We start from the raw sequence: 26,316 nt of genomic DNA on the forward strand, positions 1-26,316 counted from the left end.
AGAGGGCCTGACTGCCTCTTGGGCATTGGCTCAACTTCCCGACGGCTCTCGTTTTTACTTCATGCCACGGTTCCAATGGAGTGCTGATGAGCACTACCTGATCGATAAGCACGGTCCCTTGTTCTCCATAACGCCTTCAATTGCAGGGCCGCGACGAGCTGGCACGCCCTAGCTTCATGTCGCTGCCTATCTCGGGCTCCTTCGGGGGCCTTTTTTATTGCCCAGGAGGACCCGGATGGACGACCTCACCAAGACCATTATTGAGCGCGGGGATCTCGCACATCTGGCGCTGTTTTTGTGGGCGAGCGGGGCGAGTGCGCTCTTGGTCTGGAGCCTTAGGGAAATGGCTTCGGCCAATAAGCGCTTCAATGATTTCGTGACCGAAATTGCCTCTTTGAACAGGCTGTTTCGCAAGGGGGACGACTGAATGGCGGACAAGCAAAGCCGGGAAACGGCAGTAGCGACGTTTCGGCAATTTGCCTGGAACCTGGCGGGGACGCTGGCCGACAAGGGGAGGCCGGTGGCCAAGCCGCAGGGCAGGGCGGGGAGCAAGCGCTGATGGCGGGGCCATTTCCCGTCGATGCCGATGGGCGCTTTGCCGGCTATGCCAGTGTGTTCAATCGGCTCGATAGCGGCGGCGATATTGTTTTGCCGGGGGCGTTTGCCAAAAGTCTCAGGAGTCGCGCGGGGCGCATTCGGCTTTTGTTTCAGCACGACCCCAAGGAGCCAGTGGGCTTTTGGGAGGAGCTGCGCGAGGATTCTCATGGGCTTTTTGCGCGTGGGAAACTGGTGCCGGGCGTGCCGCGGGCGGACGCGCTCAAACGCCTGATCGAGGCTGAAGCGCTTGATGGGCTTTCCATCGGCTTTCGCACGGTGAAAGCCAGCCGGCAGGCCGGTAACCGGCTGCTGCACGAGATCGATCTCTATGAAATTTCGATCGTGACCTTTCCGATGATGGAGGCGGCGCGGATTGCTGCCCCCGTTTCGGCCGGCGCCGCCATTGCGGCTGCTACTAGGACTATCCGTAACCGATAGAAGGATGCCGACATGGATCGGATTGACGACGGCCTTGAAACCAAGGCCGGCGCGGGGACTGACGTTGCCGCGCTGTTCAGTGAATTTTCCTCCGCGTTCGAGGAATTCAAGCGCACCAATGACCAGCGTCTGAAGGATATCGAAAAGCGCGGTACGGCCGATGGCCTGATCGAAGGCAAGCTTGAGCGGCTCAATGCCGTGCTCGACGGGCACAAGGCGGCGCTTGATCGCGTCAGTGCCGAGCGGGCGCGTCCGGCGCTCGAGGGCAAAGGCTTTGTGCCCAATGGCGAATATAAGGAGGCCTTTTCGGCCTATGTGAAGCGCGGCGAGGAGAAGGCGCTGCAGGTCGGTGTTGGTGCTGATGGCGGCTATGTGGTGCCGAGCGAAGTCGAGACGGAAATCACCCGCCTGATGACGGGGATTTCGCCCATTCGCGCCATTGCCGGTGTGCGCCAGGTTTCGGCTTCGGTCTACAAGCGCCCAATCACGCTGACGGGGCCGCAGACCGGCTGGGTGGGCGAGGCGGCGAGCCGTCCGACGACCACGAGCCAGACGCTGGCGGAGCTGAGCTATCCGACGACCGAACTCTATGCCATGCCGGCGGCGACGACGGCCTTTCTCGACGATGCGGCTGTCGATGTCGGCCAGTGGATTGCCGACGAGGTCAATGCGGCCTTTGCGGCGCAGGAGACGACGGCTTTCGTCAATGGCGATGGCACCAACAAGCCCAAGGGCTTTTTGGCTTCGACGACGGTGGCGGAAAGTAGCTGGAGCTGGGGGAACCTGGGCTATGTGGCGACCGGCACGTCCGGCGCGCTGCCGGCGAGCAATGGTAGCGATGTTCTGATTGATCTCGTCTATGCGCTCAAGGCCGGCTATCGACAGAATGCGAACTGGGTGATGAACCGCAAAACGCAGGGGGCCCTGCGAAAGCTGAAGGACTCCGACGGCAATTATCTGTGGCAGCCTTCGGCGACGGCCGATGGTCGCGCCAGCTTTATGGGCTTTCCGCTGGTCGAGGCGGAGGACATGCCGAATATCGGGGCGAATTCGTTGTCGGTGGCCTTTGGCGATTTCCGCCGGGGCTATCTGATTGTCGATCGTCAGGGGGTGAACGTGTTGCGCGATCCTTATTCGAGCAAGCCGTATGTGCTGTTCTATACGACCAAGCGCGTGGGCGGCGGGGTCGCGGACTACGACGCGATCAAGTTGCTGAAGTTTGGCACCTCGTGAGGGCCAATCACCACGTCATTCCCGCGCAAGCGGGAATCTCCCTTTGCGGCTGAAACAGAGATCCCCGCTTTCGCGGGGATGACGCCGTGGTTGTGGGGAAAGCTGACTGCAACACACGCTCGATGTCATCCCGGCGAAGGCCGGGATCCATCTTGAGATAGCGCCACCTCCACACATCTCGGGATGGGCCCCGGCCTTCGCCGGCGTGACAGCCGGTGGGTGTTGAGGTGCGGGCTCTCCAACATCAATCCAAGGACCAAAAACATGACCTCCTATCTCCTGGCGGGACCCGCCGAGGAGCCGGTTTCGCTTGTCGAGGCGAAGGCTTTCCTCAAGGTCGACGATGCGGCGGAAGACGGGCTGATCACGACGCTGATCTCGGCGGCGCGGCTGCATATTGAGGGTATTACGGGCAAGGCGCTGTTGGCGCAGAGCTGGCGGGTGGTGCTCGACGATTGGCCGGAAAACCGGGTGGTGAAACTGCCGGTGTCGCCGCTGATTGCGGTGACGGAAATTTCGGCGACGGATGGCAATGGGGCGAGCCATGAGGTTCCACTAGATCAGTTTGGCTCGGAGCCGGATCGGCTGATCGTGCCGCGCGTGGTGGTTGGCATGCCGGCCCTGCAGGAGCGGCAGGGGATCGAGATCGATTATGTCGCCGGGTTTGGTACCGAGCCCCAGGAAGTGCCCGCGGATTTGCGGCAGGCGCTCTTGGGACTGGTGGCGCATTGGCATGAGCATCGTGATGCGGTGATCGTGGCGGGCGCCGGTTCGGTCGTGCCTTCGGGGTTCGACCGGCTGGTGGCGGCACACAAGCGGGTGCGGCTGTGAGCGAGAAGATACCGCCCATCGGGACGCTAACCGATCGGGTGCAGTTGAGGCGGCGCGAAAGCGTGGCTGAGGCGGAGGGCGGGCATGGGCGGATCTACGTGCCGCTGGGCAATGCCTGGGCGCGGGTGCGTAGCCTGACCGGGCGGCAGGGGACCAATGCCGATGGGCGGGCGGTCGCCATTTCGCATGCAGTGGTGCTGCGGTTTCGGCCTGATTTCGGGCCGGGAGATCGGGTGGTCTATCGCGGGCGCAATCTCGATGTGGTGAGTGCGGCGGATTTGAATGGGCGGCGGGCGTACCTCTCCTGCACCTGCAGCGAAACGCAGGTGACGGGATGACCCATCCGATTGTGACTTTGCAGGCGGCGCTTGTTTCGGCGCTGGAGGCGGATGCGGCGCTGACGGCGCTGGTGGGGGCATCAGGGGTTTTCCATGCGCCGCCGCAGAACAGGCCGGCGCCCTATGTAGTGATCGACCGGCACGACATCAGGCAGGTCGATGGCGATGGCACGCCAGGGCAAGAGCATCGGGTGCTGGTGCATTGCTGGGCCGATCGGCCCAGCCGCAAGGCGGCGCTGGCAATTGCCGAGCGGGTCACGGCGGCGCGGACGGGCTTGGTGCCGGCGGGGCTCGTGGTGTCGCTGGCCGAGCACGTGCGGACTGAGACGGTTATCGACCCTGCCACGGGCCAGGCGCGGGCGGCGGTTTTGCTGCGGTTTCTTACCGAATAGCGAGGGACAAAATGGCAGCCCAGAGTGGCAAGGATATGCTCTTAAAACTCGATCAGACGGGGTCGGGGAGTTTTCTGACGGTCGCGGGTCTGCGCACGCGCAGCCTGGCGTTCAATGCGGCGAGCGTTGATACGACCGACCAGGAAAGCGCCGGGCGCTGGCGGGAACTGCTGGCGGGCGGCGGGGTTAAGCGGGCTTCGGTTTCAGGCTCGGGGGTGTTCAAGGATCAGGCTTCGGATGGGCTCATCCGGAGCCTTTTCTTTGCCGGGACCATTCGGAATTGGCAGCTCATCCTGCCGCATTTCGGCACTGTGGAGGGGCCGTTCCAGATCGTGGCGCTGGAGTTTTCGGCTGATCATGCCGGGGAAGTGACGTTTGACCTGGCGCTGGAAAGCGCCGGGGAAGTGACGTTTGTGGCGATCTAGCGAGACAAAAATGCCCAACATTCATCGTGGAGAAATCGCCGCCGAAATCGGGGGTGAGACGAGGGTGCTTTGCCTGACGCTGGGCGCGCTGGCGGAGTTGGAGGCGCAGCTTGGCGCGGGGGATTTGGCGGGGTTGGCCGAGCGCTTTGCGGGCGGCAAGGTTTCGGCGCGGGATCTGACGGCGATCATTGGCGCGGGGCTGCGCGGGGGTGGCAATGCCATTTCCGATGATCAGCTGGCACAGATGAGCGTCGAGGGTGGATTGCGCGGGGTGGCCGATATTGCCGTGCGGTTGTTGCAGGCGACGTTTGGGGAGGCGGCATGAAACCCTTCCCCTGGCGCGATGCCATGCAATTCGGGCTTGGCGTGCTGAAACTGCCGCCCGAGGCTTTCTGGAGGATGAGCCCGCGTGAACTGGCGGCGGCCTGGGGTGCGGTGGTGGGCGACAAGGCCGGGCCGCTGGATCGGCAGGGGCTCGAGGCTTTGATGGAGAGGTTTCCAGATGGCCGGTGATCTCTTTGACGAAGATTTCAAGGACGAGCTGAGCGACGTGTCAGTCGAGATCAAGCGCATCCATTCGCTGGCGGATGGGGTGGCGCGATCGATTTCGTCGGGCTTTCGCAGCGCGCTGACGGACGGCAAATCGCTGGAGTCGGTGATCGTTGGTGTCGGTAGGGCATTTGCCGATATGGCGCTGAAGGCGGCGTTCAAGCCGCTGGAGACGCTGGCCGGCAATGCGCTGGAGGGTCTTTTTGCTGGTCTCAATCCATCGATCATTCCGCATGCCAAGGGCGGGGTGATTGCGACGCCGACCTATTTTCCGCTGGGCAACAATCTGGGGTTGGCGGGCGAGGCGGGGCCGGAGGCGATCATGCCGCTGGCGCGCGGGCCTGATGGGCGGCTCGGCGTCGCCGGTGGCGGGGGCGGAGTGCACGTAACGTTCAATGTGACGGCGACGGATGCGCGCAGCTTTGCGGCGAGCGAGGCGGAGATGAGCGCGATGTTGCTCAGAGCTGTCAGACGCGGAACCCGGGGGAGCTGAGATGGCGTTTCATCATGTGCGGTTTCCGCTCGATATCGCGCTCGGGGCGCGGGGTGGGCCGGAGCGCAAGACCGATGTGGTCACGCTGGCGGGCGGGGGTGAGCAGCGCAATGGGCGCTGGGCGCATTCGCGGAGACGCTACAATGCCGGCTATGGGGTGAAATCGCGGGCCGATATGCAGGCGGTGCTGGCGTTTTTCGAGGAAAGGCGCGGGCGGCTGCATGGGTTTTTGTGGCGCGATGGGATCGATCATTCTTCGGATGGTGCGGCGCCGTTGCCGGGGGATCAGGCGATTGGGACCGGTGATGGGGTCAAGACCGGCTTTCAGCTGCTGAAGCGCTATGGGGCGGCGTTCGATCCCTATTTTCGGCTGATCAGGAAGCCTGTTGCGGGCTCGGTGCGCGTGGCCGTGGGCGGGATCGAGCGGACGAGTGGGTGGACGGTGGACGTCACGACGGGGGTGGTGAGCTTTGCTACTGCGCCGGCTGCCGGAGCGGCGGTGAGTGCGGGGTTTCTGTTCGATGTGCCGGTGCGGTTCGATACGGATCGGCTCGATATCGAGTGGTCGAGTTTCGATGGGGCCGAGGCGCCAAGTATTCCGCTGGTGGAGATCTTGCCATGAAGACGGTTGGGGCGGGATTGGCGGCGCATCTGGCGGGGAAAGAGACGACGCTGGCGCATTGCTGGCGGGTGTTGCGTGGCGATGGCGTGGTGCTTGGGTTTACCGACCATGATGTCGAGCTGGTCGTTTCGGGGACGGCTTGCCGGCCCATGCATGGGCTTGAGGGCGGTGAGGTGCCGGCGCGGCTGGGGGCGCAGGTGGAGACCGGGGAAGTGCTCGGGATTTTGCACCACGATGCCATTGACGACGAGGATATTGCGCTCGGGCGCTATGATGGCGCGCGCGTGGAAACCTGGCTGGTGAACTGGGCGGAGCCGAGCCAGAACCTGCTGCTGCGGGTGGACACGATCGGCGAGATCGTGCGCGAGGACGGCACGTTTCGGGCGGAACTGCGCTCGGCGCAGGAAGCGCTGAACTCGGTGCGCGGGCGGCTTTATCAGGGGCTATGCGATGCCGTGGTGGGGGATGCGCGTTGCGGCGTGAACCTTGCGGCGCCGGGGCGGTCGGGGATCGCGACGGTTGTGTCGGTGGTCGATCCGTTTCGGGTGCTGGTTAGCGGGCTTTCGGGTTTTGCCGAGGACTGGTTTGCCTTTGGTGTTGCGCAGTGGTCGGGCGGCAAGCGGGTGGGCTTGAAGGATGCGGTGCTGACGCATCGCAAAGGTTCGGCGGGCGATCTCCTGGGTTTTGGGCAGCGGGTTGGCGACTGGGTCGTTGCGGGTGATGTGTTTGCCGTGACGGCGGGGTGCGATCGGCGGTTTACGACCTGCAAGGCCAAGTTCGGCAACGGGGTCAATTTTCGCGGTTTTCCACATGTGCCGGGCAGCGACTATGTGCTGCGCTATCCGCGCGAGGGTGATGCGCTCGATGGCCGGGCGGTGGTGCCATGAAGGCGGAACTCGTGGTTGCGGCGGCGCGGGAATGGCTGGGCACGCCCTATCGGCACCGGGCTTCGACGCTGGGGGCGGGGTGCGATTGCCTGGGGCTGCTGCGCGGGGTGTGGCGGGCACTTTACGGGGATGAACCCATGGCGCCGCCGCCTTATCGCGCGAGTATTCGCGACCCCGAAAATGCCGGGGCGCTACGCGCGGCGTCGGAGCGGTTTTTGCTGCTGGCGGAGGGGCCAGTCGAGGCGGGGCAGGTGGTGCTGTTTCGGCTGGCGGGGCTCGAAGAGCCGAAGCATTGCGGGATCATGGTGTCCGAAGACCGCTTCATTCATGCGCAGGAAAAGCTCGGCGTCGTGGAAGCGTATTTGACCGATGGCTGGGCGAAGCGGGTGAGCGGGCGGTTCTGGTTTCCGGATCGCTGAACTTCCTTTCTGAGGGACCAAAACAATGGCGACTTTGGCTTTATCCCTGGCGGGGCAGTTCGCCGGGGGGCTTGTTGGCGGGCCGATTGGCGCGACGGTGGGGCGGGCGCTTGGGGCGTTGGCGGGGAGCGCTATTGATAGCTGGCTCTTTGGCGAGGCACCCAAGCAGCGCGAGCAGGCGACCTTTGATGTCAGGATAGGCGGGTCGGTCGAGGGGGCGGCTATTCCGCGGCTTTATGGCTGGGGGCGGCTTTCGGGGAATATCATCTGGGCGCGTGAGCTGGAAGTGCTGGGTGGCGAAACGGCTGGTGCCAAGGGTTGGGGCCAGCAACCGCTGCAGCAGGAAAAGGAAGACGAGATCGGCGCGAGCTTTGCCATCGGTTTTTGCGAGGGGCGGGTGACGCGACTGGGCCGGGTCTGGGCGGATGGGCAGCTGCTCGATCTCAGGGGGATCAACTATCGCTTTTATGCCGGCAGCAATGGGCAGATGCCGGATGGGCTGATCGAGGCAACGCAAGGGGCGGGCAATGCGCCGGCCTATCGCGGGCTTTGCTACATCGTGTTCGAGAACCTGCCGATTTCGCGCTTCGGCAATCGCATTCCGCAGATTTCGGCGGAGCTTTGCCGGCCGGTGGGGGATCTGGAAACCTCCATTCGCGCGGTGACGGTGATCCCGGGGGCGACCGAGTTTGGCTATGACCCGGTGCCGCGGCTGCGTGTGCTGGGCATGGGGACCGGCGCGGCGGAGAATGCGCATGTGCAGCCCGGGGTCAGCGATTGGACCGTGTCCATCAATGAACTGCAGGAGCTTTGCCCGAACCTGAAACATGTGTCGCTGGTGGTGAGCTGGTTCGGCAATGATCTGCGCTGCGGGTCTTGCCAGATCGGGCCGCGGGTCGAGGCGGCGAGCCGGGATGTGCAGGGCGTTTCCTGGAGCGTGGCTGGATATTCGCGCGGGGCCGTTCCGGTGGTGTCGAGCCATGGCGGTGGGCCGGCCTATGGCGGTACGCCATCAGATGGCGCGGTGCGGGCGGCGATTGCGGATCTGCGGGCGCGTGGGCTTTCGGTGACGCTTTATCCGTTGCTCATGATGGATGTGCCGGTGGGGAACGGTCTGGCAGATCCCTATGGGGGTAGCCAGCAGGCGAGCTATCCATGGCGGGGGCGGATTACCTGTCATCCAGCGGCGGGTGTCGCAGGATCGCCGGATGGGACGGCGGCGGCGGCAAGCCAGGTGGCGGCATTTCTGCCCGGCTATCGGGCCATGATCCTCCATTATGCGCAGATGGCGGTGGAGACGGGCGTCGACACGCTGCTCATTGGCTCGGAAATGCGTGGGCTGACGTCTGTGCGCGGGGCGGGGAATTCGTTTCCTTTCGTTTCGGCGCTGGTGACGCTAGCCGCGGATGTGCGGGCGATCGTCGGGTCCGGTACAAAACTCAGCTACGCGGCGGATTGGAGCGAATATTCGGGCTATCAGCCGGGGGGCGGCCAAAAGTTCTTTCATCTTGATCCGCTCTGGGCCTCGTCTGACATCGATGCCATCGGGATCGACTGTTATATGCCGGCGGCCGATTGGCGGGATGGCCAGGGGCATCTCGATGCGCCGGCGGGGAGTACGCATGACCTTGACTATCTCGGCAGCAATATTGCCGGGGGCGAGGGGTTCGACTGGTATTATTCCAGCGATGCGGATCGGGCTGCGCAGGTGCGGACGCCGATTGCCGACGGGGCACATGGCGAGCATTGGATCTGGCGCTACAAGGACATTTCGGCCTTTTGGAGCCAGCATCACTATGACCGGCCGGGCGGCGTCCGGGCGGGATCGCCGACCGCTTGGGTGCCGGGCTCGAAGCCAATTTGGCTAACGGAACTCGGGTGTGCCGCGGTCGACAAGGGGGCGAACCAGCCCAATATTTTCGGCGACGCGAAAAGTTCCGAGGGTGGGCGACCCTACTTTTCCAACGGGCAATCGGACCCGCTGATCCAGCGGCAGTTTTTGCGGGCGCATTATCGGCATTGGGGGAGCCCCGCCAAGAATCCGGCGGGTATGGTTGATCCCGAGCGGATCTATTGCTGGACGTGGGATGCGCGACCGTTTCCGGCCTTTCCGGCGCGGACCGATGTTTGGTCCGACGGCGTCAATCACGCCACGGGCCACTGGCTGACGGGGCGCCTCGGGGCCATGAGCAATGACGAAATGGCGTCTGCCATGGCCGCCGAGCACGGGGCCGTGGTCCATGCCGGAGCGTCCGATCCCATGGTTGAGGGTGTCATCCTTTCGGGGCCGAGCACGGCGCGCGATGCGCTGGAACCACTGCTCGAGATCACAGGGCAACGTCTGGTGGCGCGTGGGGGCGTTCTCACGGCGATTTCGGCGCGGGGCGGTTCGGTCACTGTATTCGATCGCGAAGAATTGGCGCAGGGCGAGGGCGCGGTACTGTCGCAGCGTCGGGCGGCAGCCGTAGAGCGGCCGGGGCGGCTGGCGCTTGGTCACTTCGACAAGGGGCGGGACTATCTCGCGGCTTCCGCAACGGCGGTACGCCCAGGGGCGGGGCAGTTGGTCAGCGAAAGCGTCAGCATGGTGCTCGACGGGGCTTCGGCGCGTCTGGCGGCGGAACGGCTGCTCGATGATCGGGCGGTTTCGGCGGATACCGTGGAGTTTTCGCTGCCGCCCAATGTCGTTGCACTTGAGCCGGGCGATCGGGTCGCTGTGGACGGGGAGGGGCCGTACGAGATTACCGAAATACGCGACGGCGCAGTACGCAAGGTGACGGCGCGGACGGTATCGGCGGGCACCGCTACGGCCACGGGCAGTGACCGCGCGCCGGCGACGGCGCCGGTGGTTGGTCTGGCGGTTGCGCCGGTGGTTTTTGCAGCGCATTTGCCGCCTTTGTCGAGTGATCCAAGCCGGAGCCGGTTGGTGTTTGGCGCCTATGCCAAGCCTTGGCCGGGAACGGTGCGATTGGTCGATGAGGCGACGGGCGCGGCGCTGCTCGATCTGAACCGGGCGGCCGCGCTGGGCGAAGTTGTTGAAGGTATCGGAACGGGGCCGGTGGCGGTCTGGGATCGGGGTTCCGACCTTAGCGTCCGGCTCTATGGCGGACACATCGCCGACGGGGCGGAAGCGGCTGTTCTGGCCGGCAGCAATCGGCTGGCGGTGGAGACTGATGCCGGGTCCTGGGAAGTGATCGGGTTTGCGCAGGCGGAACTCGTCGAGCCGGGGCTTTACCGGCTGACGCGCTTGCTGCGCGGACTTGAGGGGAGCGATTGGGCGATTGGGGCGGTGTCGCCGGGGCGGCGGGTGATCGTGCTCGATGGCAAAGTAGGCGTGGTGCCGGTCGAGGCTGGGCGGCTGGGGGAGGCGCGGGACATTCGGGCCTATGCCGGGACGGCGGACCTCGATGGACAAGCGCTGATCGCTTCGACGACGACAGAACTGGGACTGCCGCTGGCACCGATGCATCTACGGGCAAAAAGGGACGCTACGGATGCCATCGTCTTTTCCTGGATGCGGCGCAGCCGGGCCGAGGATGATGCCTGGGGCGCGGCGGAGCCGGCTTTGGAGGTCGCGCCGGAGCTTTATCGGGTTTCCATTTTCGATGGGGTGACGCTCAAGCGGAGCATCGAGGTTTCGATGTCTACGGCCAGCTATGGCGCAACCGAACAGGCGGCGGATTTCGGCGGCCTTGCCACAAGTTTCGAGTTTTCGGTGGCGCAGGCGAGTGCGGCGCTGGGCGCAGGTCATGCGGCGGAGGGGAGCTATGGCGAATGACGGGAGATTTCAGCGTTGTTTGACCGAAGTGCTGCGGCACGAGGGCGGTTATGTCGACCATCCCAGTGATCCCGGTGGGGCGACGAATATGGGGATCACCCGCAAGACGCTGGCGCGGTGGCGAAAGATCTCGCCATGGACCGACTTGCCGAAATCCTCGGTTGCTTCACTGAAGCGCGACGAGGCGGCGCTGATCTATCGGGCCAACTACTGGAACCCGAGCAGGGCGGGCGACATGCCGGTCGGGGTTGATCTCGCGCTCTTCGATTTTGCGGTCAATTCGGGGCCGGACCGTGCCGTGCGCACGCTGCAGACGGCGCTTGGCGTGGCAGCGGATGGCGAGGTGGGGCCGGTGACGCTGGCGGCGTTGCGTGGAGCTGGCCTTGCTCGGCTGGTCAATGATTTCTGCGACCGGCGATTGGCCTTCCTGAAGGGGCTTTCGACTTTTGCTGTTTTTGGCCGGGGCTGGACTCGTCGCGTTGCCGACATCCGGGCTGCCGCCCTTGCGGATCTCAAGACTTCTTCATCCACACAACGGAGAGTGATCATGACCATGTTGTCGGGTTATCGCACCTATATCGTCGCGGCCTTTATGATTGTGGCGGGGCTGGCGCAGGTGCTGGGGGTTGAGCTGCCGACGCTTGATGGTGGCTCGGCGGGCAGCTTGATTCTGGAGGCGCTGGCCATCATTTTCCTCCGCAAGGGGCTGAAAGGCGACGCTGCTTAATGTGCTCGCGGGGCCCTTGCGCATAATGGGAACTGTGGACGCAAACATGAATTGCCTTATTCATGTCCCATTCAGTAAGGCCCCGCTAGTTTAGCTTCATGAAAACCAAAGCCCCAAAACCTTCCGCCGCTGCTGCCATTGCGCTGGCTCTCGCGCTTGCCCTTGCGGGCACCGGCACGACCCAGGCGCAGTCCTGCCTTGGCCGTCAGGAAATTCAGGAGGCGGTGACCTCCGGCCAGATCATGTCGCTCGATGCGGTTCTGGCTTCGGCCGGGGTCGATCCCAGCGCTGAAATCCTGAATGTTCAGGTTTGCGACCAGGGCGGACAACTTGTTTATATCATTGGTGTCTTGACGGCCGACGGTCAGGCGCAGAATTTGGTTCTGAACGCGCAATAGCAGCTGAGCGGCGGGGGCAGTCATGCGTATTCTAGTTGTCGAAGACGATACCAATCTCAACAGGCAGCTCAAGGAAGCTCTGACCGAAGCGGGCTATGTCGTCGACGTAGCCTTCGACGGGGAAGAGGGACATTTCCTGGGCGATACCGAACCCTATGATGCGGTGGTGCTCGATATCGGCCTGCCGCAAATGGATGGCCTTTCCGTGCTCGAAGAATGGCGGCGGGCGGGCAAGACCTTGCCGGTGCTGCTGCTGACCGCGCGCGATCGCTGGAGCGACAAGGTGCAGGGCATCGATGCCGGCGCCGATGACTACGTGGCAAAACCATTTCATATGGAAGAAGTGCTGGCGCGCCTCCGCGCGCTGGTGCGCCGTGCCGCGGGCCATGCCAGCAATGAAATCACCGCCGGGCCGGTACGGCTCGATGCGCGTTCGGGCCGTGTCACTGTGGACGGGCAGGCGATTAAGCTGACGAGCCACGAATTGCGGCTTCTGAGCTATCTCATGCACCATAAGGGCAAGGTCGTCTCGCGCACCGAACTGACCGAGCACCTGTACGATCAGGATTTTGATCGCGACAGCAATACGATCGAAGTGTTCGTGGGCCGCCTGCGCAAGAAGCTGCCGGAAGACTGCATCCAGACCGTGCGTGGCCTCGGCTACCAGATCATCGAATAGGAGCGGCCTTGTCCAGCGAGGCCGAGAAACCGGCGCCGCAACCCAATGCGGCCAAGAACTGGCTGCGCAAGGGTTCTATTGCGGCGTCGCTTTTCTGGCTGACGGTGGGCTGGCTGGTCGTGGCGCTGCTCGCGACCGGTTTTTTGCTCACCGACCTCTATTCGCGGGCGCTCGATACAACGCTGTCCCAGACTCTCGATTTTCACGTCGAAAGCCTTGCAGGCATTCTGCTCGAAGTGGGCGATCCGCGCGATCCCGATATTGCTCTGGCCGATCCGCGCTTCGACCGGCCGCGGTCGGGTTGGTACTGGATTATCCGTGACGGCGACGGCGTTCTCGTCAATCTCTCGACGTCTGTGGTGGGTATCGATCTGCCGCAGCTTTCGGGCTCGCTCGATGAACTGGGGCGGCGGACAGGCGTGGTGGCGGATGCCTTTGGCACTCAGCTGCGGGTCGTCGAGCGCAGCGTGACCCTCGATGGGGAAACCTATCGTATCGAGGTGGCGGGCAATCTCACCGAAATCCTTGGGCTGGTGGAAGATTTTCGCGGGCAGACTTTTGTCGTGCTCGGCGCGGTGGGAGCCATGCTCGCCATCATGAGCGTGATCGTGGCGCGGTTTGCGCTGCGGCCGATCGACAAGCTCAGCGCGGCCATCGAAAGCGTGCGCGAGGGCGAGAGCACGGAGATTACCGGGCAATATCCGACCGAAATCGCGCCGCTGGCCGAAGAGGTCAACGAGCTCCTGCGGTCCAACGCGCAGATCATCGAGCGGGCGCGCAATCAGGTGGGCAATCTTGCCCATGGGCTGAAGACACCGATTGCCGTGCTGCGCAACGAGGCTGCCGCCAAGAAGGGTGCACTGGCCGATGTGGTGCAGGCCGAGACCGAAAAAATGAGCAATATGGTCTCGACCTATCTGGAACGAGCGCGGCTGGCGGCGCGAACGTCTATCGTCGGCAAGAAGGCCGACTCGACCATGATCATGCTGCGCCTGACGCGCGTGATGCGAAAAATCCATCCCGATGTGACCATTGCCTTCCAGCGGCCGGATGCATCGCTGCCCTGGTTCAGGGGCGACGAGGCCGACCTTGAGGAAATGGCGGGGAACCTCCTCGACAATGCCTGCAAGTGGTCCAGGGGACAGGTTGGTGTGCGGCTTTCGAGCGAGCGCAATGCCAAGGGCACGCAATTGCTGATTCGCATCGACGACAACGGGCCCGGACTTTCCGAGGATGATGCGCGCAAAGTGTTGCGCCGCGGTGTCAGGCTGGACGAGAAAACGCCGGGATCAGGACTTGGGCTGGATATCGTCAAGGAACTGGTTGATGTCTACGGCGGAAGCCTGGAGCTCAAGCGTTCCGCGCTTGGCGGGCTTCTGGTCGAACTCCGCCTGCCCACGGCACGGCTTGGCGGTTTAGTTCGATCCCCTGCGGCCTGACGCACTTTCGCCGCATTGGCTCAACAAGTACCGACCATATGCTGAAAAGGTCCATATCGATGAATCGCTTCGCCCTGTTTGCCATGCCAGTTCTTGCTCTGGTTCTTGCCGGTTGCTCCAGCACCGGGACGAGCCAGGTGGCCCAGGCGCCGGTTGTCACCGCTCCCGTCATCGCCCAGCCGCTGGTGGCGAGCTCTGCCCAGAACGTGCAGCAGGCGCGCCTGACGACCAATATCTCGAACGGTTTCGTTGATCCGGCAGCTCTTGCGGTGATGACCGCCAAGGATTCGAACGAGGCCAACAGCGCCCAGTTCTATGCCCTGCAGTTCGGCCGCCCCGGCGCTCCCCGCCAGTGGGCCGGTGACAAGGGCACGACCGGTTCGGTTTCCGTGGGCCCCTATGTCCGCGTCAACAATCTCGACTGCCGCGACTTCACGCACACGGTCAAGGTCAATGGCCAGGACTATGTGAAGAAGGGCACCGCCTGCCGCGAGCAGACCGGTAACTGGAACGTCGTCCAGGGCGCCGCTTAACGACAAGTCCGTGTTCGGCAGTTAAGGATTGTTTACCTGCGGGCGGTAGGCTCGCGGTAACACCCCTCTGACCGATAGTATTGATGACACAGCTTGCCAACCGCGCGGACGTGAGTGCGTCGGCCCCGACAAACTCGGGGGCCGCCGCCACCAGAGCTTCGGGGCCGTTCTGCGGCCTCATCGATGCCGTTCTCGTGCAGGAACCGGTTATCGAGAATTTCCCCGGATCGGTGAATGCCGACGAGGCCCAGGCCATATGGGTCTGGGTGACGCGCGACCTCTGCAGCGATATCTTTGCGCCGGAAAAGCTGAGCAATGGCACGCTGACGGCCGCCGATGTGGAAGCGGCCATGCCCGAAATCCTCGGCCGCATGAAGGCCGGGCTGGCTCAGGGGCAGGCCGATGCCGAGGGCGCGCGGCGCCTGTCTGCGCAGCTCGGTCGCGAGGATGCGCGGCACCATCTGCCGACCGTGATGCTGGCCTTGCGAAACAGGGCGCTGCTGGGCAAAGCCCAGGCCTTCGGCAAGGCGACCAATACGATTTCCGATGAAACGGCACTGGGCACGGCCATGCAGGCCATGCCGCTGCAGGATCCGGCATTGGCAGCGTTGGTTTTCCAGGCGGCCCTGGGGCAGGTGGCGCAGCCGACCAAACTCATTCTCGCCGCGATCAAGGTTTCAGGCGCCGCGACCGAAGTATCGGTGCGCCGTGCGGGTCTTGGTCCCTTGATCGATGCCTGCGTGTCGCATGCGCAAAACCAGTTGCGGTTCTTCCAGGCCATCGGCCCCTTTGCAGATGTCGACCTGATCTGCCGGGCGCTCGAGCGCTTCCACAAACTGGTGCGCGCCCTGACCGGCTATCTCGAATTCTCCCGCGGCAGCCAGGCGACGGCGGTGCTCTCCGCCATCACCAAGCATGTCTCGGATCGCATCGAACCGCGGCTCAAGGAGGTCGTGACCGACCTCAACCAGGCCATGCGTCGGCGCGAAAACTCCGATCGGCTCGATACCGACAAGCTGCTGGCGGCAGTGGGCGGCATCTATCTGCTGGCCACGGTCCGCGATTGCCGCGATTCTCTGGCGCTCAACACGGTCTATGAACAGGCCTGGCACCAGTCCGGACAGGCGCTCGAAATTCATATCCAGCGCAATATGGAACTCTTCAAGGAAAATCCGGACGACGCCAATACCATTGCGCGCCTCGATGCGGTGATCCAGATGGCGCAGGTGCGCTTCTCGCCCGAATATGCCGAAACGCTGAAGCGCGCGCGGCAGGCGGCCGAGCGCCGGAACTAGGCTATCACCTCGGCCGGGATTGCTTGGCCAAGATCTCGTACCACCACATTGCGGACCGAAGCGGCAACGAGCGCTTCGGTTTTTCCGTCGCGGGTGCGCAACACGACACCGACGGCGCGACGCGGATCGGTGACATCTTCCCCTTCGAAAATCAGTGCGCCGCTGCCCAGTTGGCGCGATGGGTCGTGGCGCAGCGTCTTTACGGCGGCGTCGGGACCAAAGCGGTCGGCGATATAGGTTGGGACTGCAGCCAAGTTTTCTGCGAGGGGAGGGCGCGGAGGTTCGGCCCGTGTCAAAGGCACGAGGGCCACGCGCTCCTGGGCGACCACGCCGGCTGACTCTGGCGGGATGAGGCCAATGCCCACGCCGGCACAGATGGCGCCGATGGAGAGCGGTTGCGGGGCTTCGGAGAGAACGCGGACGGGCCCGCTACGGGGGCCACGGAAAATACTCGTCCAGTGGCGGCGCGGTGGCGGAGCCGGCCGCAGCATCAATGTGTTGTCGGCATCGAGATAGGTCGGAGCGGGCGCGTTTTCGCTGTCGCCCACATGCATCTGCCGGTCGGGCGTTTCATAAAAAGCGTCGATGACGGGATCGTCGACGCCAAGGCCCGCGCGGCCAAGGAGGCGATCGACGGCATGGATGCCGCTGGTGACGCAGCCGCGTCGGGTAAAATGCCCAGCGGCGGAGCCGGCAAGCACCAGGCCCGGTACTTCGCCGATGGGTTCGAGGCGCTCCCTCCGAATATTCCAGCGGCTCTGGCCGCCGGCTAGGTGCCAAAGCGTCAGATCTGGCTGCCAGCCGCCGCAGAGCACCAGCCGGTCGACGGAGGTGGGTTCGCCATGCGGGAGTTCCACCGAGAGGCGGCCCGCCGGGCCGGGCGTGACGGCGAGCGGAACAGTGCCCGGAAACTGCCTGAAGCCGTAGGCCTTGCAAAACTCGATATAGCGCGAGCTGGCATGGTCGCGACCATCAAGGATGCGATCGAGGGTCGTGCCGCTTTCAGCGAGCAGGGTGGCGAGGCGATAGGCGGGATTGCCCGAAGTGGCGAGGAGCCAGGACTGGCCCGGCCAGATGCCGTAGCGATAGGCGAGTTCGAATGCGTCCTGCGCCCCCACTATCCCCGGCAGCCTATTGCCGGGCAGCACGGGCAGGCGCTCGAAGGCGCCGGTGGCGAGGATAATGTGACGCGCCGGCAAGTCGACGACCTGGCCTTCGACGCGCTCGCCGCTGATATCGAGTTGGTGTACGCGCACGATGCCCTCGCCTATGGCAAAGACCTCGGCATGGGTGAGAACCCTGATCGTGTGATTGGCGGCGACTTCGGTCGCGAGCGCGGCGACATTTTCCTCGGGCGTGCTTTCGCCGTCCTGCGTGCCGAATAGGCCGGAATGCCCGCCCAGATGCGGGCTTGCTTCGATAAGCGTGACTTTGAGGCCGGCATGGGCGCCGCCAAGCGCTGCGGCCATGCCGGCAACGCCGCCACCGACTACGATGAGATCGGTCGGTGCGGCCTCCTGGCCGCGAATGGATCGCCACGGGCGTGTGAGACTGTTGGGCGTGTCGAGCGAAAGCCCCAGCGTTCGTCCGGGTTGAAAGAGGCGCGCGAAAAGGCCGGGCGCAGAACCTTCGGCGATGATGCGATATTCGGCGCCGTCCCGCGCTGGGGTGCGCTCCATGGGGAGAGCATGTTCGGGCGCGTTGGCCTTGGCAGCATAGGCAATGGCGGGGGCCGCGCTGGCACGAAGGCCGAGCGGCTGACCCGCATGGGTGCCGATCGTGTCGACGCCCGCGGCCAGCAAAGCGCTGAGGACCGTGTCACCCTGAAAGCCGGGCGTGACCCGCCCATTGATGATGAACCTGATCGGGCGGTTCCGGTCGATATGCGCGCCGGAAAGGCCCTTGCCGGTGGCGGCGGGCAGGCGATTGGTCTGTGGCCTCATGCCGCCTGCTCTTCGATCCGGAAATTGAATTCAGCAACGGAGCTGCCGAGGCCGCGCTTGTCGGCGCGGCGCGCTTCGCACCATTCGGTTTCGTCACTGCTGGCTTCTCCCGAGAGCCACCGCGCCAGAACCGGCACCATGAAGACCCCGATCGGCCCAAGGCCCGTGAGGATGAGCGGCCCATCGGCGGAGACGGGGCCGAGGAGCGGCGCACCATCGCTTGGAGACAGGACTTCGTATCCGACCTGGCCGACCTGCTGCAATTGGCCGGCTTCGGCCAGCAGCGCGGCAAGCTGACCGGAGAATGTGCCGAGATTGCCCGGACCCATGGCCGCCATGCCGCCTTCCTCGTGCTGGACCAGAATGGTGCCGCTATCGAGCTGGACCATGATCGGGCCGGCGAGGTGGCGGCTTGATGCGGTCAGCACGGTGGCGTGGGGACGGCGCAGCAATTGGGCGGGCCATTGCCAGCCTGGCAGGAAATGGAGAATGGATGAGTCATCGACCAGAATGGCGCGGCGGGCGACCAGCACCTCGTCGTTGGCCTTGATCGCGGTAGCGCCGCCGGGCGCCATCGTGGCCGCTTCGGGGCCAAAGCGACGAACGCCAAGTTCACCGAGCCAGGTTTCAAGAGCAGGCTCGAAGCCGGGACGATGAATGGTCACAGCATCGTTGATGCGCAGGGCGGCACGATCGGCTCCGATCTTTGCCGGCGGCACAGTTTCGAGGATCATGCCGTGGGCGCGTGCCATATGGGAAAAATGGCCGAGGGCCTCGCGGGCAGCCAGACCATCGGCAAAGAAGATCGGATCGACGCGGCGCAGCGCCTGTCGCCCGCCGATCCTGGTGATGAGCTTGGAAATATCGGGCAAGGCGGCTGTCAGCAGCGCCCAGGTTTCGGGCCGGGTGACCGGCGCGACCGAAATATCGAGCGTGCGCGGCAGGCGATATCGCGCCTGCGCATCACCCACCATGACAACCCTACGCTTGTGGCGGCTCGCCAGCAGACCGGCAACCAGTCCAGCCAAGGGGCTCGATCCGAAAACACCAAAGTCCACCTGCGCCTCGGTCATGCCCTCAAACCCCTGCGACGAGCCGCCGCTGTGGCAATGCGTCCACAGCGAACACGCGGGTTTTGATGGTTTTTCGCCGCAATGGGCTTATAGAGAACCCAACCTTGCTCGTTGAGGAAAGCAAGCGTTTGGGGCCCATGATTTTCTGGTTGATCGCCATTGCAGTCACCGCCATTGCCTGCGCCGCGTTGTTGTACGCGGGGCGTGGTCGCATGGTCAACGTGAGCGCCGCCGAAAGCGCTGATGCCAACAGCCATTTCCGCCTTGTGCTGGCTGGGATCGACGCCGATCTCGCTGCCGGCAAGATCGGCGCCGAGGAAGCCGTTGGCGCCAGGGGCGAACTGGCCCGCGAAATGCTGCGCGCCAAGGCCGAGGCTGGGCCACAGGCCACGCACGAAATCGGTCGGGGTACGCTGCTTTCGGGCCTCGGTCTCGTCGCCGCATTGGCGCTTGGTCTCTATGCCTTTCTTGGCAATCCGAACCTGCCCGGCCAACCGCTTGCCGGGCGCGCCGACGTGGCCGCCCAGAACATGGACCTGGGCGCTGCTATCGCGCGCATTGAGGAACGGCTGACGGCCGATCCCGATGATCTGCGCGGCTGGACCGTGCTGGCGCCGGCATTGCTGGAAGTTGGCCGCTTCGCCGAGGCCGCAAATGCCTACGGGCGCATCATTGATCTCTCCGAACCAACTGCTCAATTGCTGACCGATCGGGCGGAGGCGCTGTTGCTGGCCGCCGATGGCGCCGGGTCTGAAGAGGCCATGGGGCTTTTGCGTACCGCCGCCGAGATGGACGCGAGCCATGTGCAGTCGCGCCTTTACCTTGGCGCCGAACTGACGCGTACCGGCCAATATGACGACGCCGTTCGCTTCTGGCAGGCGGCCATCGATCTGGCGCAGGGCGATGAGCCCTGGCTGCCGGCTGCCCAGCAGGGGCTCGCCGTGGCTGAGAACGACGGTGTCGATACGACTGCGCTGGATCAAGCAGAGATGATCCGAGGCATGGTAGAGGGCTTGTCCACGCGCCTCTATGCTGATGGCGGAACTGTCGAAGAGTGGTCGCAACTGGTGCGCTCCTACATCGTCCTTGGCGATCTGCCCAATGCGCAGATTGCCTATGACGGGGCGGTAGCTGCCTATCCCGCGGCCTTTGATCGAGGCGAGCTCGACAGCATGGCGCTGGCCGCCGGCCTGAAACTCAATGGAGCTGAGCAATGACCATGCCGTCTGCCGTTCGCCGCAAAGGATGGTCGCGCAAGCAAAAGCGCCTGGCTGTCATTGCCGGGCTGGGCGTGGTTCTGGTGATTGCTGCCGCGCTCGTGCTGACGGCGCTACGCGACCAGATCGTGTTCTTTTATTCTCCGACCGATGTTCAGACGCGCGGCGTCGAACCCGGTCATCCCATTCGCCTGGGCGGTCTCGTCAAGGACGGCAGCTGGGTGCGCGAGGGGCAGTCGAATACCTTCGTTGTGACCGATGGCGCGACTGAGATTGCGGCGCGCTATGTCGGCATCCTGCCCGACCTTTTCCGTGAAGGGCAGGGCGTTGTCGCCGAGGGCGCGATTGGGCCCGATGGCAGCTTTACCGCCACCAATGTGCTGGCCAAGCACGACGAGAACTACCTGCCACGAGAAGTCGTCGATGCGCTGAAAGCTCAGGGCGAATGGCGGCCGGAGACTGCAACGCCGTGAGCATCGAGCTTGGTCATTTTGCCCTGATCCTGGCCTGTGCCATCGCCACCGTGTCGGCGCTGGCCGGCCTGTTATTGTGGCGCAGCGGCCAGCGTCTGGCGCAGGTGCTGGCGCAGGCCTCCATACTGCAGTTCGTGCTGGTGGCCGTTGCCTTCCTGGCGGTGGTGCAGGCCTTTGTGGTGTCGGATTTTTCGCTCAAGCTGGCGGTCGACAATTCGCATTCGCTAAAACCGCTGATCTTCAAGATCTCCGGCGTCTGGGGCAATCACGAGGGATCGCTACTGCTCTGGATTCTGATCCTCGTGCTCTTCGGCGCACTGGTGGCGGCCTTTGGCCGGCGCCTGCCTGCTGATCTGCTCAATCTGGTGCTCGGCGCGCAAAGCCTGCTCGTGGCGGCTTTCGGTGGCTTCACGCTCTTTACCTCAAATCCCTTCGCGCGGATGTCGCCGCCGCCCCTGGAAGGCTCGGACCTCAACCCGATCCTGCAGGATATCGGCCTCGCCATTCATCCCCCGCTTCTCTATGCAGGCTATGTCGGCTTTTCGATCTGCTTCTCCTTCGCGATGGCCGCGTTGATTTCGGGCCGCATCGATCAGGCCTGGGCGCGCTGGGTGCGCCCCTGGACCATGCTGAGCTGGATTTTTCTCACCCTTGGCATCGCCATGGGTTCCTACTGGGCCTATTACGAACTCGGCTGGGGCGGCTGGTGGTTCTGGGACCCGGTGGAAAATGCCAGCTTCATGCCATGGCTCGCCGGCACGGCACTGCTGCATTCGGCGCTGGTGATGGAAAAGCGCAATGCGCTGAAAATCTGGACGATTTTTCTCTCCATCATCACCTTCTCGCTGTCCCTCCTCGGCACCTTCCTCGTGCGCTCGGGCATTCTGACATCGGTTCATACCTTTGCCAGCGACCCGACGCGTGGCCTCGTCATCCTGACCATTCTGGCCGTTCTTATTGGCGGCGCGTTCCTGCTCTTTGCCCTGCGGGCAAGCAGCCTGCGGCAGGGCGGGCTTTTTGCGCCGATCTCTCGCGAAGGCGCGCTTATTCTCAACAACCTGTTCCTTGCCACGGCGGTGGGCGCGGTGCTTGTGGGCACACTCTATCCGCTGCTGCTCGATGCGCTGGCGGGCACGACGATTTCCGTCGGCGCACCTTTCTTCAATCTCACTTTCGGCGCGCTGATGGCGCCGCTCCTGCTGGTTCTGCCCTTTGGGCCATTGTTGCCCTGGAAGCGGGCTGATCTCGTCGCTGCCGGGCAGCGATTGGTGGGCGCGGCGGGCCTTGCCATTTTCCTCACCATTCTGGTTTCGGCTCTCGGCGGCATTTCGATTTCGCTGGCTCCGCTCGGGCTTCTGCTCGGCTTCTGGGTGACCTTTGGCGCCTTCGCCGAATTGATCGAGCGTGGGCGCATCGGTCGCATTCCGGTCGGCGAGAGCGTTCGCCGTCTTCTCGGTCTGCCGCGCACCATCTGGTCGACGGCGCTCGGCCATATGGGGCTGGGCCTGACGGTTCTCGGCATCGTCTCGGTCACCGCCTGGGAAACCGAACTAGTGACGACGCTCAATCCGGGCGAGACGGCAGAACTCAGCGGCTACACCCTTGCCTTCGATAGTTTTGAGCAAATCCCAGGGCCGAACTATATGGCTGATACTGGCCATTTCACTGTCACCGCTCCGGGCGGCGGCACCAAGACGCTGGAGGCCGAGCGCCGCACCTATGTGGCCAGCGGTATGCCGACCACGGAAGCGGCCATCGAAACCTACGGCCTGTCGCAATTCTATCTGCAACTGGGCGAGCCGCTCGACAACACCCATGTCGTTCGTATCTGGTACAAACCCTATATCCTGCTGATCTGGATCGGCGCCCTGGTCATGGCCGGAGCCGGTGTGCTTTCGCTGACCGACCGGCGCCTCCGCGTCGGCGCCCCGCAGCGGGCGGCCAAGCAGGTCATGGAGCCGGCGGAATGAAGCGCCTGCTAACTCTGCTCGCGCTGGTTCTTTGCCTCGTCATGCCCGTTCTCGCCGTGTCGCCCGACGAGATGCTGGATGATCCGGCACTGGAGCAACGCGCCCGCGATATTTCGGCGGGCCTGCGTTGTCTCGTGTGCCAGAACCAGTCCATCGACGACAGCGATGCGGACCTTGCGCGCGATCTTCGCATTCTGGTGCGCGAGCGGCTGGTGGCCGGCGACAGCAATGCCCAAGTGGAACAGTATCTCGTCGATCGCTACGGCGAATATGTGCTGCTCAATCCCCGGCTCAACAACCACACGCTGATCCTCTGGATCGCTGCACCTGTATTGTTGGCGCTGGGACTGTTCGGCCTCTTCTGGGCCATGCGGCGAGCGTCATCCACGTCCAAGGCTGAACCTCTTTCCGACGACGAAAAGCGCGTTCTTGCCGAACTTTCCAACGCTGAGGAAAGTGACACGACAAAGGGTTGAGGGCGGCTTGCTGGCGCCTTGGCGGCGGGATATGCCTCTTTCATGAGCATCCATCTCTCGCCCTTGCCCGCCATTTCGCATCCCGCTTTTGACGCTCTGCTGGCTGAATTGCCCGCCACGGCGGTTTCCGCCCTCAAGGCGGCGACACCCACCCTCGGCACCTTGCTGCAATCGGCGCCCTACCTGCTCGAATTGGCCCGGACCCATGCCGATTGGCTGGCGGATGCGCTCGAGCGCGGGCCGGATACAGTTTTTGCCGAGCTTTTGGTGTCGGTCGCCGAAGCGGGCATTACGGCGGACGAAGCCGGCCTTGGTCAGACGCTGCGCATCGCCAAGGGACGCACCGCGCTTCTGGCGGCTGTGGCCGAAACCGGTGGCGTCTGGACCACGGCGCGAGCGACCGAAGCACTGTCCGACCTGGCCGATGCCGCTCTTGAGGCCGCGCTCGATTTCCTGATGGTTCAGGCCTTCGACAAGGGACAACTGCTGCTGCCCCGCGAAGAGGCGCGCGCGAAAAATTCCGGGCTTGCGCTCTTTGCCTTGGGAAAGCATGGCGGACGCGAGCTCAATTATTCCTCCGACATCGACATCGTCGCCTTCTTCGATCCGCAAAAGCCGGCGCTGGTCGACCCGAGCGAAGGCACGAAGATCTATTCGCGCATGGTGCAAAAGCTGGTCGGCCTGATGGAGGACCATCAGGCCCATGGCTATGTCTTCCGCACCGATCTGCGCCTGCGCCCTGATCCCGGTTCAACGCCCGTAGCGCTCTCGGTCGATGCAGCGCTGGCCTATTATGAAGTGCGCGGCCAGAACTGGGAGCGCGCCGCCTGGATCAAGGCGCGGCCCTGCGCCGGCGACAAGCAGGTAGGCGAGGCCTTCGTGAAAGAGCTCGCGCCTTATGTCTGGCGCAAGCATCTCGATTTCGCGACCATTGCCGATATCCAGGCGATGAAGCGCCAGATCAATGTGTCCAAGAATGTCGGCGACATTCGCGTCGAGGGTCACAATGTCAAACTCGGCCGCGGCGGTATCCGCGAGATCGAGTTTTTTGCCCAGACCCAGCAGCTAATTGCGGGTGGTCGCGACAAAGCCCTGCGCGTGCGCCCGACCTCACAGGCCCTGGCGGCTTTGGCGGCGGCCAACTGGATCAGTCCGACCACGGCGAGCGAGCTGACCGAAACCTATTGGTATCTCCGCGCTGTCGAAAACCGCCTGCAGATGCTCCGCGACGAGCAGACCCACATCATGCCCGGCACGCCTGAGGCTGTAGCGGTCATCGGTCGGCTGATGAACCAGCCCGACCTGCAAACCTTCGAGACCGACTATCGCGCTGCGCTGGAGCGTGTCGCGCGCTACTACGCCGAGCTTTTCACCGAAGGAGAGTCCCTCGGCACGGTGGAAGGCAATCTCGTCTTTACCGGCAGCGATGACGATCCCAACACGCTCGAAACCCTGACCAATATGGGTTTTGCCGATGCCCACAAGGCCATCGAGACAGTTCGAAAATGGCACTATGGCAGCTATGCCGCCACGCGCAGCGCCGCCGCGCGGGCGCACCTGACGGAACTGCTGCCCTCCCTGCTGACGACCCTCGCCAATGCCGGCAGCGCCGATCTCGGGCTGGCGCGCATGGACGATTTCCTTTCCCGCCTTCCGGGCGGCGTGCAGCTCTTTGCGCTGCTGCGCAACCATGCGCAATTGCTCTCGCTGCTGGTGCAATTCATGGCCTCGGCGCCGCGCATGGCCGAGGCGGTCATCCATCGCGCCCATGTGGTGGATGGCCTCATCGATCCGGCCTTCGCCAATGACGTCACCCATCGCGACGTGCTGGTCGCCAAGGTGGATTCCTTCCTCGCCGACGCCCGCACCTATGAGGAGCTGATCGACCGCGCCCGCATCATCGGGCAGGAGCAAAAATTCCTCGTCGCCGCCGGCCTGCTTTCGGGCACCGTCAGCGCCGCAGTGGCCGGGGAACAGTTCACGGCTCTCGCGGAAACCCTGCTCAATCGCCTCTTTGCCAGCGTGCAGGAAGAGTTTGCACGCCGCCATGGCCGGATCGAGGGTGCTTCCACGGCGCTTCTCGCTTTCGGCAAGATGGCGAGCCGGGAGATGACCTTCACCTCCGACCTCGATTTCATCCTGCTCTATGACGCGCCCGATGCGGAATCCGATGGCGAACGGCCACTGGCCCCATCGCATTACTTTGCGCGCCTGACCCAGCGCCTCGTTGCTGCGCTCGCGGCGCCGACCAGCGAGGGCGTGCTCTATGAAACAGACATGCGGCTGCGGCCCTCCGGCAATGCCGGGCCGCTGGCGACGAGCCTTGCCTCGTTCCGCTCCTACCAGCGTGGGGAGGCGTGGACCTGGGAACACCTGGCGCTTAGCCGCGCCCGCGTCGTCGCCGGTACGGGTGATCTTCCCACCGTGGTCGAGCGTGAAATCGCCGATGTCATGGCTATGCCTCGCGACAAGAACAAGATCATCGACGATGTGCTGAGCATGCGTGCGCTGATGGCCAAGGAGCGCAAGCCGCGTCACGCCTTCGACCTGAAACTCGCCGACGGCGGCCTCGTCGATCTCGAATTCATCGCCCAATCGGCCCAGCTCGTTGCTGGTGCGCAGATCGACCTGCCGCAGGCGCCACCGGTTCAGGTTCTGACGCGTCTCGGCGAAATTGGACTGGTGCCCACGGGCCGGCGGCTTGCTGAAATCCACGCGGTCTATGCGACGGTCTTGCAGGTGATGAGTTCTGCCTTGGTCAGCCCGTTTAAGGACGAAGCCTGGTCTCCGGCATTCCAGGACCTGCTGGCCCAGCTTTGCCACTATCCCGATTTCGGACGTTTGGCGCTTGATGTGTCGGAGATGCAGGGAGAAGTCGCTGCAGCCGCCGCGACCTGGTACGAGGCGGCGCGAAAGCTCTAGCGCCGCCGTTCCGGCTGTGGAATGCCGCGCTTGGCGAGCTCGGCCTTGATGCTTTCGGGCATGTCCCGGCAGCCGCAAAGCTCGGCGTGCTCGATGTGCCACGCAATGCGTTCGACCAGCTTGGCTTTCGGGCCCAGACGATGCGCTTCGTGCCACTCGCGGTTGATCATGA

Annotated in this window: 29 protein-coding genes; 26 read left to right on the top strand and 3 right to left on the bottom strand. The window is 64.1% G+C overall.

What is annotated here, in order from left to right; genetic code table 11:
- Positions 1-235 precede the first annotated feature (235 nt).
- From ACSQ2A_RS02195 to ACSQ2A_RS02295, 21 genes are all read left to right on the top strand, one after another.
- Positions 236-427 (top strand): hypothetical protein, encoded by a 192-nt coding sequence (locus tag ACSQ2A_RS02195; RefSeq protein WP_436070893.1) that lies wholly within the window; start codon positions 236-238, stop codon positions 425-427.
- Positions 428-559: a hypothetical protein gene (locus ACSQ2A_RS02200; RefSeq protein ID WP_436070894.1), complete on the top strand. Its 132-nt coding sequence runs from the start codon at positions 428-430 to the stop codon at positions 557-559.
- The gene (locus ACSQ2A_RS02205; protein WP_436070895.1) at positions 559-1,035 is read left to right on the top strand and encodes an HK97 family phage prohead protease; all 477 of its coding nucleotides are present in this window, start codon (positions 559-561) and stop codon (positions 1,033-1,035) included. Before ACSQ2A_RS02200 ends, ACSQ2A_RS02205 begins: the two co-directional genes overlap by 1 nt.
- Positions 1,036-1,047: 12 nt before the next feature.
- A complete protein-coding gene (locus ACSQ2A_RS02210) occupies positions 1,048-2,268 on the top strand; it encodes a phage major capsid protein (RefSeq protein ID WP_436070896.1) in 1,221 nt (406 codons plus the stop codon).
- Positions 2,269-2,532: 264 nt separating this feature from the next.
- Positions 2,533-3,099: a head-tail connector protein gene (locus ACSQ2A_RS02215; protein ID WP_436070897.1), complete on the top strand. Its 567-nt coding sequence runs from the start codon at positions 2,533-2,535 to the stop codon at positions 3,097-3,099.
- Positions 3,096-3,437 (top strand): phage head closure protein, encoded by a 342-nt coding sequence (locus ACSQ2A_RS02220; RefSeq protein WP_436070898.1) that lies wholly within the window; start codon positions 3,096-3,098, stop codon positions 3,435-3,437. Before ACSQ2A_RS02215 ends, ACSQ2A_RS02220 begins: the two co-directional genes overlap by 4 nt.
- On the top strand, positions 3,434-3,829 hold the full coding sequence (locus tag ACSQ2A_RS02225; RefSeq protein ID WP_436070899.1) for a DUF3168 domain-containing protein: 396 nt from the start codon (positions 3,434-3,436) through the stop codon (positions 3,827-3,829). The genes ACSQ2A_RS02220 and ACSQ2A_RS02225 overlap by 4 nt, the downstream gene beginning before the upstream one ends.
- 11 nt (positions 3,830-3,840) lie before the next feature.
- Complete coding sequence (locus tag ACSQ2A_RS02230) at positions 3,841-4,254, top strand: phage major tail protein, TP901-1 family (protein WP_295410909.1); 414 nt, start codon at positions 3,841-3,843, stop codon at positions 4,252-4,254.
- 10 nt (positions 4,255-4,264) lie between these two features.
- Positions 4,265-4,579 carry a gene transfer agent family protein gene (locus tag ACSQ2A_RS02235; RefSeq protein WP_436070900.1) on the top strand — a complete coding sequence of 105 codons (315 nt, stop codon included), beginning with the start codon at positions 4,265-4,267 and terminating at the stop codon, positions 4,577-4,579.
- On the top strand, positions 4,576-4,767 hold the full coding sequence (locus ACSQ2A_RS02240; RefSeq protein ID WP_436070901.1) for a rcc01693 family protein: 192 nt from the start codon (positions 4,576-4,578) through the stop codon (positions 4,765-4,767). Before ACSQ2A_RS02235 ends, ACSQ2A_RS02240 begins: the two co-directional genes overlap by 4 nt.
- Positions 4,757-5,296, top strand: a complete 540-nt coding sequence (locus ACSQ2A_RS02245; protein ID WP_436070902.1) for a phage tail tape measure protein — start codon at positions 4,757-4,759, stop codon at positions 5,294-5,296. Before ACSQ2A_RS02240 ends, ACSQ2A_RS02245 begins: the two co-directional genes overlap by 11 nt.
- Before the next feature lies 1 nt (position 5,297).
- Positions 5,298-5,918, top strand: coding sequence for a phage distal tail protein, Rcc01695 family (locus ACSQ2A_RS02250; protein ID WP_436070903.1), 621 nt, complete (start codon positions 5,298-5,300; stop codon positions 5,916-5,918).
- The gene (locus tag ACSQ2A_RS02255; RefSeq protein WP_436070904.1) at positions 5,915-6,805 is read left to right on the top strand and encodes a DUF2163 domain-containing protein; all 891 of its coding nucleotides are present in this window, start codon (positions 5,915-5,917) and stop codon (positions 6,803-6,805) included. Before ACSQ2A_RS02250 ends, ACSQ2A_RS02255 begins: the two co-directional genes overlap by 4 nt.
- Positions 6,802-7,224 (top strand): NlpC/P60 family protein, encoded by a 423-nt coding sequence (locus ACSQ2A_RS02260; RefSeq protein ID WP_436070905.1) that lies wholly within the window; start codon positions 6,802-6,804, stop codon positions 7,222-7,224. The genes ACSQ2A_RS02255 and ACSQ2A_RS02260 overlap by 4 nt, the downstream gene beginning before the upstream one ends.
- Before the next feature lie 25 nt (positions 7,225-7,249).
- On the top strand, positions 7,250-10,999 hold the full coding sequence (locus ACSQ2A_RS02265) for a baseplate multidomain protein megatron (protein ID WP_436070906.1): 3,750 nt from the start codon (positions 7,250-7,252) through the stop codon (positions 10,997-10,999).
- A 28-nt stretch (positions 11,000-11,027) separates the two neighbouring features.
- Entirely contained in the window at positions 11,028-11,726 is a 699-nt protein-coding gene (locus ACSQ2A_RS02270; protein WP_436071619.1) for a glycoside hydrolase family 108 protein, read from the top strand.
- A gap of 98 nt (positions 11,727-11,824) precedes the next feature.
- On the top strand, positions 11,825-12,124 hold the full coding sequence (locus tag ACSQ2A_RS02275) for a PepSY domain-containing protein (protein ID WP_436070907.1): 300 nt from the start codon (positions 11,825-11,827) through the stop codon (positions 12,122-12,124).
- A gap of 22 nt (positions 12,125-12,146) precedes the next feature.
- Positions 12,147-12,803, top strand: a complete 657-nt coding sequence (locus tag ACSQ2A_RS02280; RefSeq protein ID WP_035086590.1) for a response regulator transcription factor — start codon at positions 12,147-12,149, stop codon at positions 12,801-12,803.
- Positions 12,804-12,811: 8 nt separating this feature from the next.
- Positions 12,812-14,242 carry an ATP-binding protein gene (locus ACSQ2A_RS02285; RefSeq protein WP_436070908.1) on the top strand — a complete coding sequence of 477 codons (1,431 nt, stop codon included), beginning with the start codon at positions 12,812-12,814 and terminating at the stop codon, positions 14,240-14,242.
- A gap of 59 nt (positions 14,243-14,301) precedes the next feature.
- Positions 14,302-14,775, top strand: coding sequence for a hypothetical protein (locus ACSQ2A_RS02290; protein ID WP_436070909.1), 474 nt, complete (start codon positions 14,302-14,304; stop codon positions 14,773-14,775).
- An 83-nt stretch (positions 14,776-14,858) separates the two neighbouring features.
- Positions 14,859-16,070, top strand: coding sequence for a hypothetical protein (locus ACSQ2A_RS02295; protein WP_436070910.1), 1,212 nt, complete (start codon positions 14,859-14,861; stop codon positions 16,068-16,070).
- On the opposite strand, the gene ACSQ2A_RS02300 is transcribed toward ACSQ2A_RS02295, so the two are convergent.
- Both ACSQ2A_RS02300 and ACSQ2A_RS02305 read right to left on the bottom strand, forming a co-directional pair.
- Positions 16,067-18,013, bottom strand: a complete 1,947-nt coding sequence (locus ACSQ2A_RS02300) for an FAD-dependent oxidoreductase (protein WP_436070911.1) — start codon at positions 18,011-18,013, stop codon at positions 16,067-16,069. The two genes, ACSQ2A_RS02295 and ACSQ2A_RS02300, sit on opposite strands and share 4 nt — an antisense overlap.
- Entirely contained in the window at positions 18,010-19,086 is a 1,077-nt protein-coding gene (locus tag ACSQ2A_RS02305; RefSeq protein ID WP_436070912.1) for a hypothetical protein, read from the bottom strand. Before ACSQ2A_RS02305 ends, ACSQ2A_RS02300 begins: the two co-directional genes overlap by 4 nt.
- 137 nt (positions 19,087-19,223) lie before the next feature.
- On the opposite strand from ACSQ2A_RS02305, the gene ccmI reads away from it, so the two are divergent.
- Genes ccmI through ACSQ2A_RS02330 form a run of 5 tightly spaced genes read left to right on the top strand, consistent with a single transcriptional unit; the run spans position 19,224 to position 26,144 of the window.
- Complete coding sequence (gene ccmI / locus ACSQ2A_RS02310; RefSeq protein ID WP_436071620.1) at positions 19,224-20,303, top strand: c-type cytochrome biogenesis protein CcmI; 1,080 nt, start codon at positions 19,224-19,226, stop codon at positions 20,301-20,303.
- Positions 20,300-20,776 (top strand): cytochrome c maturation protein CcmE, encoded by a 477-nt coding sequence (gene ccmE / locus ACSQ2A_RS02315; protein ID WP_436070913.1) that lies wholly within the window; start codon positions 20,300-20,302, stop codon positions 20,774-20,776. The genes ccmI and ccmE overlap by 4 nt, the downstream gene beginning before the upstream one ends.
- Positions 20,773-22,746, top strand: a complete 1,974-nt coding sequence (locus tag ACSQ2A_RS02320; RefSeq protein ID WP_436070914.1) for a heme lyase CcmF/NrfE family subunit — start codon at positions 20,773-20,775, stop codon at positions 22,744-22,746. The genes ccmE and ACSQ2A_RS02320 overlap by 4 nt, the downstream gene beginning before the upstream one ends.
- Positions 22,743-23,222, top strand: a complete 480-nt coding sequence (locus ACSQ2A_RS02325; protein ID WP_436070915.1) for a cytochrome c-type biogenesis protein — start codon at positions 22,743-22,745, stop codon at positions 23,220-23,222. Before ACSQ2A_RS02320 ends, ACSQ2A_RS02325 begins: the two co-directional genes overlap by 4 nt.
- 42 nt (positions 23,223-23,264) lie before the next feature.
- On the top strand, positions 23,265-26,144 hold the full coding sequence (locus ACSQ2A_RS02330; protein WP_436070916.1) for a bifunctional [glutamine synthetase] adenylyltransferase/[glutamine synthetase]-adenylyl-L-tyrosine phosphorylase: 2,880 nt from the start codon (positions 23,265-23,267) through the stop codon (positions 26,142-26,144).
- On the opposite strand, the gene ACSQ2A_RS02335 is transcribed toward ACSQ2A_RS02330, so the two are convergent.
- Complete coding sequence (locus ACSQ2A_RS02335) at positions 26,141-26,314, bottom strand: hypothetical protein (RefSeq protein ID WP_436070917.1); 174 nt, start codon at positions 26,312-26,314, stop codon at positions 26,141-26,143. The two genes, ACSQ2A_RS02330 and ACSQ2A_RS02335, sit on opposite strands and share 4 nt — an antisense overlap.
- Positions 26,315-26,316: the final 2 nt, after the last annotated feature.

The sequence above is a fragment of the Devosia sp. LjRoot3 genome (assembly GCF_964252865.1).
Classification (GTDB): domain Bacteria; phylum Pseudomonadota; class Alphaproteobacteria; order Rhizobiales; family Devosiaceae; genus Devosia.

Bases quoted from the DNA above. Each gene is read 5' to 3' on its own strand.
- ACSQ2A_RS02195 (WP_436070893.1), top strand. From the start codon at position 236: ATGGACGACCTCACCAAGACCATTATTGAGCGCGGGGATCTCGCACAT.
- ACSQ2A_RS02200 (WP_436070894.1), top strand. From the start codon at position 428: ATGGCGGACAAGCAAAGCCGGGAAACGGCAGTAGCGACGTTTCGGCAA.
- ACSQ2A_RS02205 (WP_436070895.1), top strand. From the start codon at position 559: ATGGCGGGGCCATTTCCCGTCGATGCCGATGGGCGCTTTGCCGGCTAT.
- ACSQ2A_RS02210 (WP_436070896.1), top strand. From the start codon at position 1,048: ATGGATCGGATTGACGACGGCCTTGAAACCAAGGCCGGCGCGGGGACT.
- ACSQ2A_RS02215 (WP_436070897.1), top strand. From the start codon at position 2,533: ATGACCTCCTATCTCCTGGCGGGACCCGCCGAGGAGCCGGTTTCGCTT.
- ACSQ2A_RS02225 (WP_436070899.1), top strand. From the start codon at position 3,434: ATGACCCATCCGATTGTGACTTTGCAGGCGGCGCTTGTTTCGGCGCTG.
- ACSQ2A_RS02230 (WP_295410909.1), top strand. From the start codon at position 3,841: ATGGCAGCCCAGAGTGGCAAGGATATGCTCTTAAAACTCGATCAGACG.
- ACSQ2A_RS02235 (WP_436070900.1), top strand. From the start codon at position 4,265: ATGCCCAACATTCATCGTGGAGAAATCGCCGCCGAAATCGGGGGTGAG.
- ACSQ2A_RS02240 (WP_436070901.1), top strand. From the start codon at position 4,576: ATGAAACCCTTCCCCTGGCGCGATGCCATGCAATTCGGGCTTGGCGTG.
- ACSQ2A_RS02245 (WP_436070902.1), top strand. From the start codon at position 4,757: ATGGCCGGTGATCTCTTTGACGAAGATTTCAAGGACGAGCTGAGCGAC.
- ACSQ2A_RS02250 (WP_436070903.1), top strand. From the start codon at position 5,298: ATGGCGTTTCATCATGTGCGGTTTCCGCTCGATATCGCGCTCGGGGCG.
- ACSQ2A_RS02255 (WP_436070904.1), top strand. From the start codon at position 5,915: ATGAAGACGGTTGGGGCGGGATTGGCGGCGCATCTGGCGGGGAAAGAG.
- ACSQ2A_RS02260 (WP_436070905.1), top strand. From the start codon at position 6,802: ATGAAGGCGGAACTCGTGGTTGCGGCGGCGCGGGAATGGCTGGGCACG.
- ACSQ2A_RS02265 (WP_436070906.1), top strand. From the start codon at position 7,250: ATGGCGACTTTGGCTTTATCCCTGGCGGGGCAGTTCGCCGGGGGGCTT.
- ACSQ2A_RS02275 (WP_436070907.1), top strand. From the start codon at position 11,825: ATGAAAACCAAAGCCCCAAAACCTTCCGCCGCTGCTGCCATTGCGCTG.
- ACSQ2A_RS02280 (WP_035086590.1), top strand. From the start codon at position 12,147: ATGCGTATTCTAGTTGTCGAAGACGATACCAATCTCAACAGGCAGCTC.
- ACSQ2A_RS02290 (WP_436070909.1), top strand. From the start codon at position 14,302: ATGAATCGCTTCGCCCTGTTTGCCATGCCAGTTCTTGCTCTGGTTCTT.
- ACSQ2A_RS02295 (WP_436070910.1), top strand. From the start codon at position 14,859: ATGACACAGCTTGCCAACCGCGCGGACGTGAGTGCGTCGGCCCCGACA.
- ACSQ2A_RS02300 (WP_436070911.1), bottom strand. From the start codon at position 18,013: ATGAGGCCACAGACCAATCGCCTGCCCGCCGCCACCGGCAAGGGCCTT.
- ACSQ2A_RS02305 (WP_436070912.1), bottom strand. From the start codon at position 19,086: ATGACCGAGGCGCAGGTGGACTTTGGTGTTTTCGGATCGAGCCCCTTG.
- ccmI (WP_436071620.1), top strand. From the start codon at position 19,224: ATGATTTTCTGGTTGATCGCCATTGCAGTCACCGCCATTGCCTGCGCC.
- ccmE (WP_436070913.1), top strand. From the start codon at position 20,300: ATGACCATGCCGTCTGCCGTTCGCCGCAAAGGATGGTCGCGCAAGCAA.
- ACSQ2A_RS02325 (WP_436070915.1), top strand. From the start codon at position 22,743: ATGAAGCGCCTGCTAACTCTGCTCGCGCTGGTTCTTTGCCTCGTCATG.
- ACSQ2A_RS02330 (WP_436070916.1), top strand. From the start codon at position 23,265: ATGAGCATCCATCTCTCGCCCTTGCCCGCCATTTCGCATCCCGCTTTT.
- ACSQ2A_RS02335 (WP_436070917.1), bottom strand. From the start codon at position 26,314: ATGATCAACCGCGAGTGGCACGAAGCGCATCGTCTGGGCCCGAAAGCC.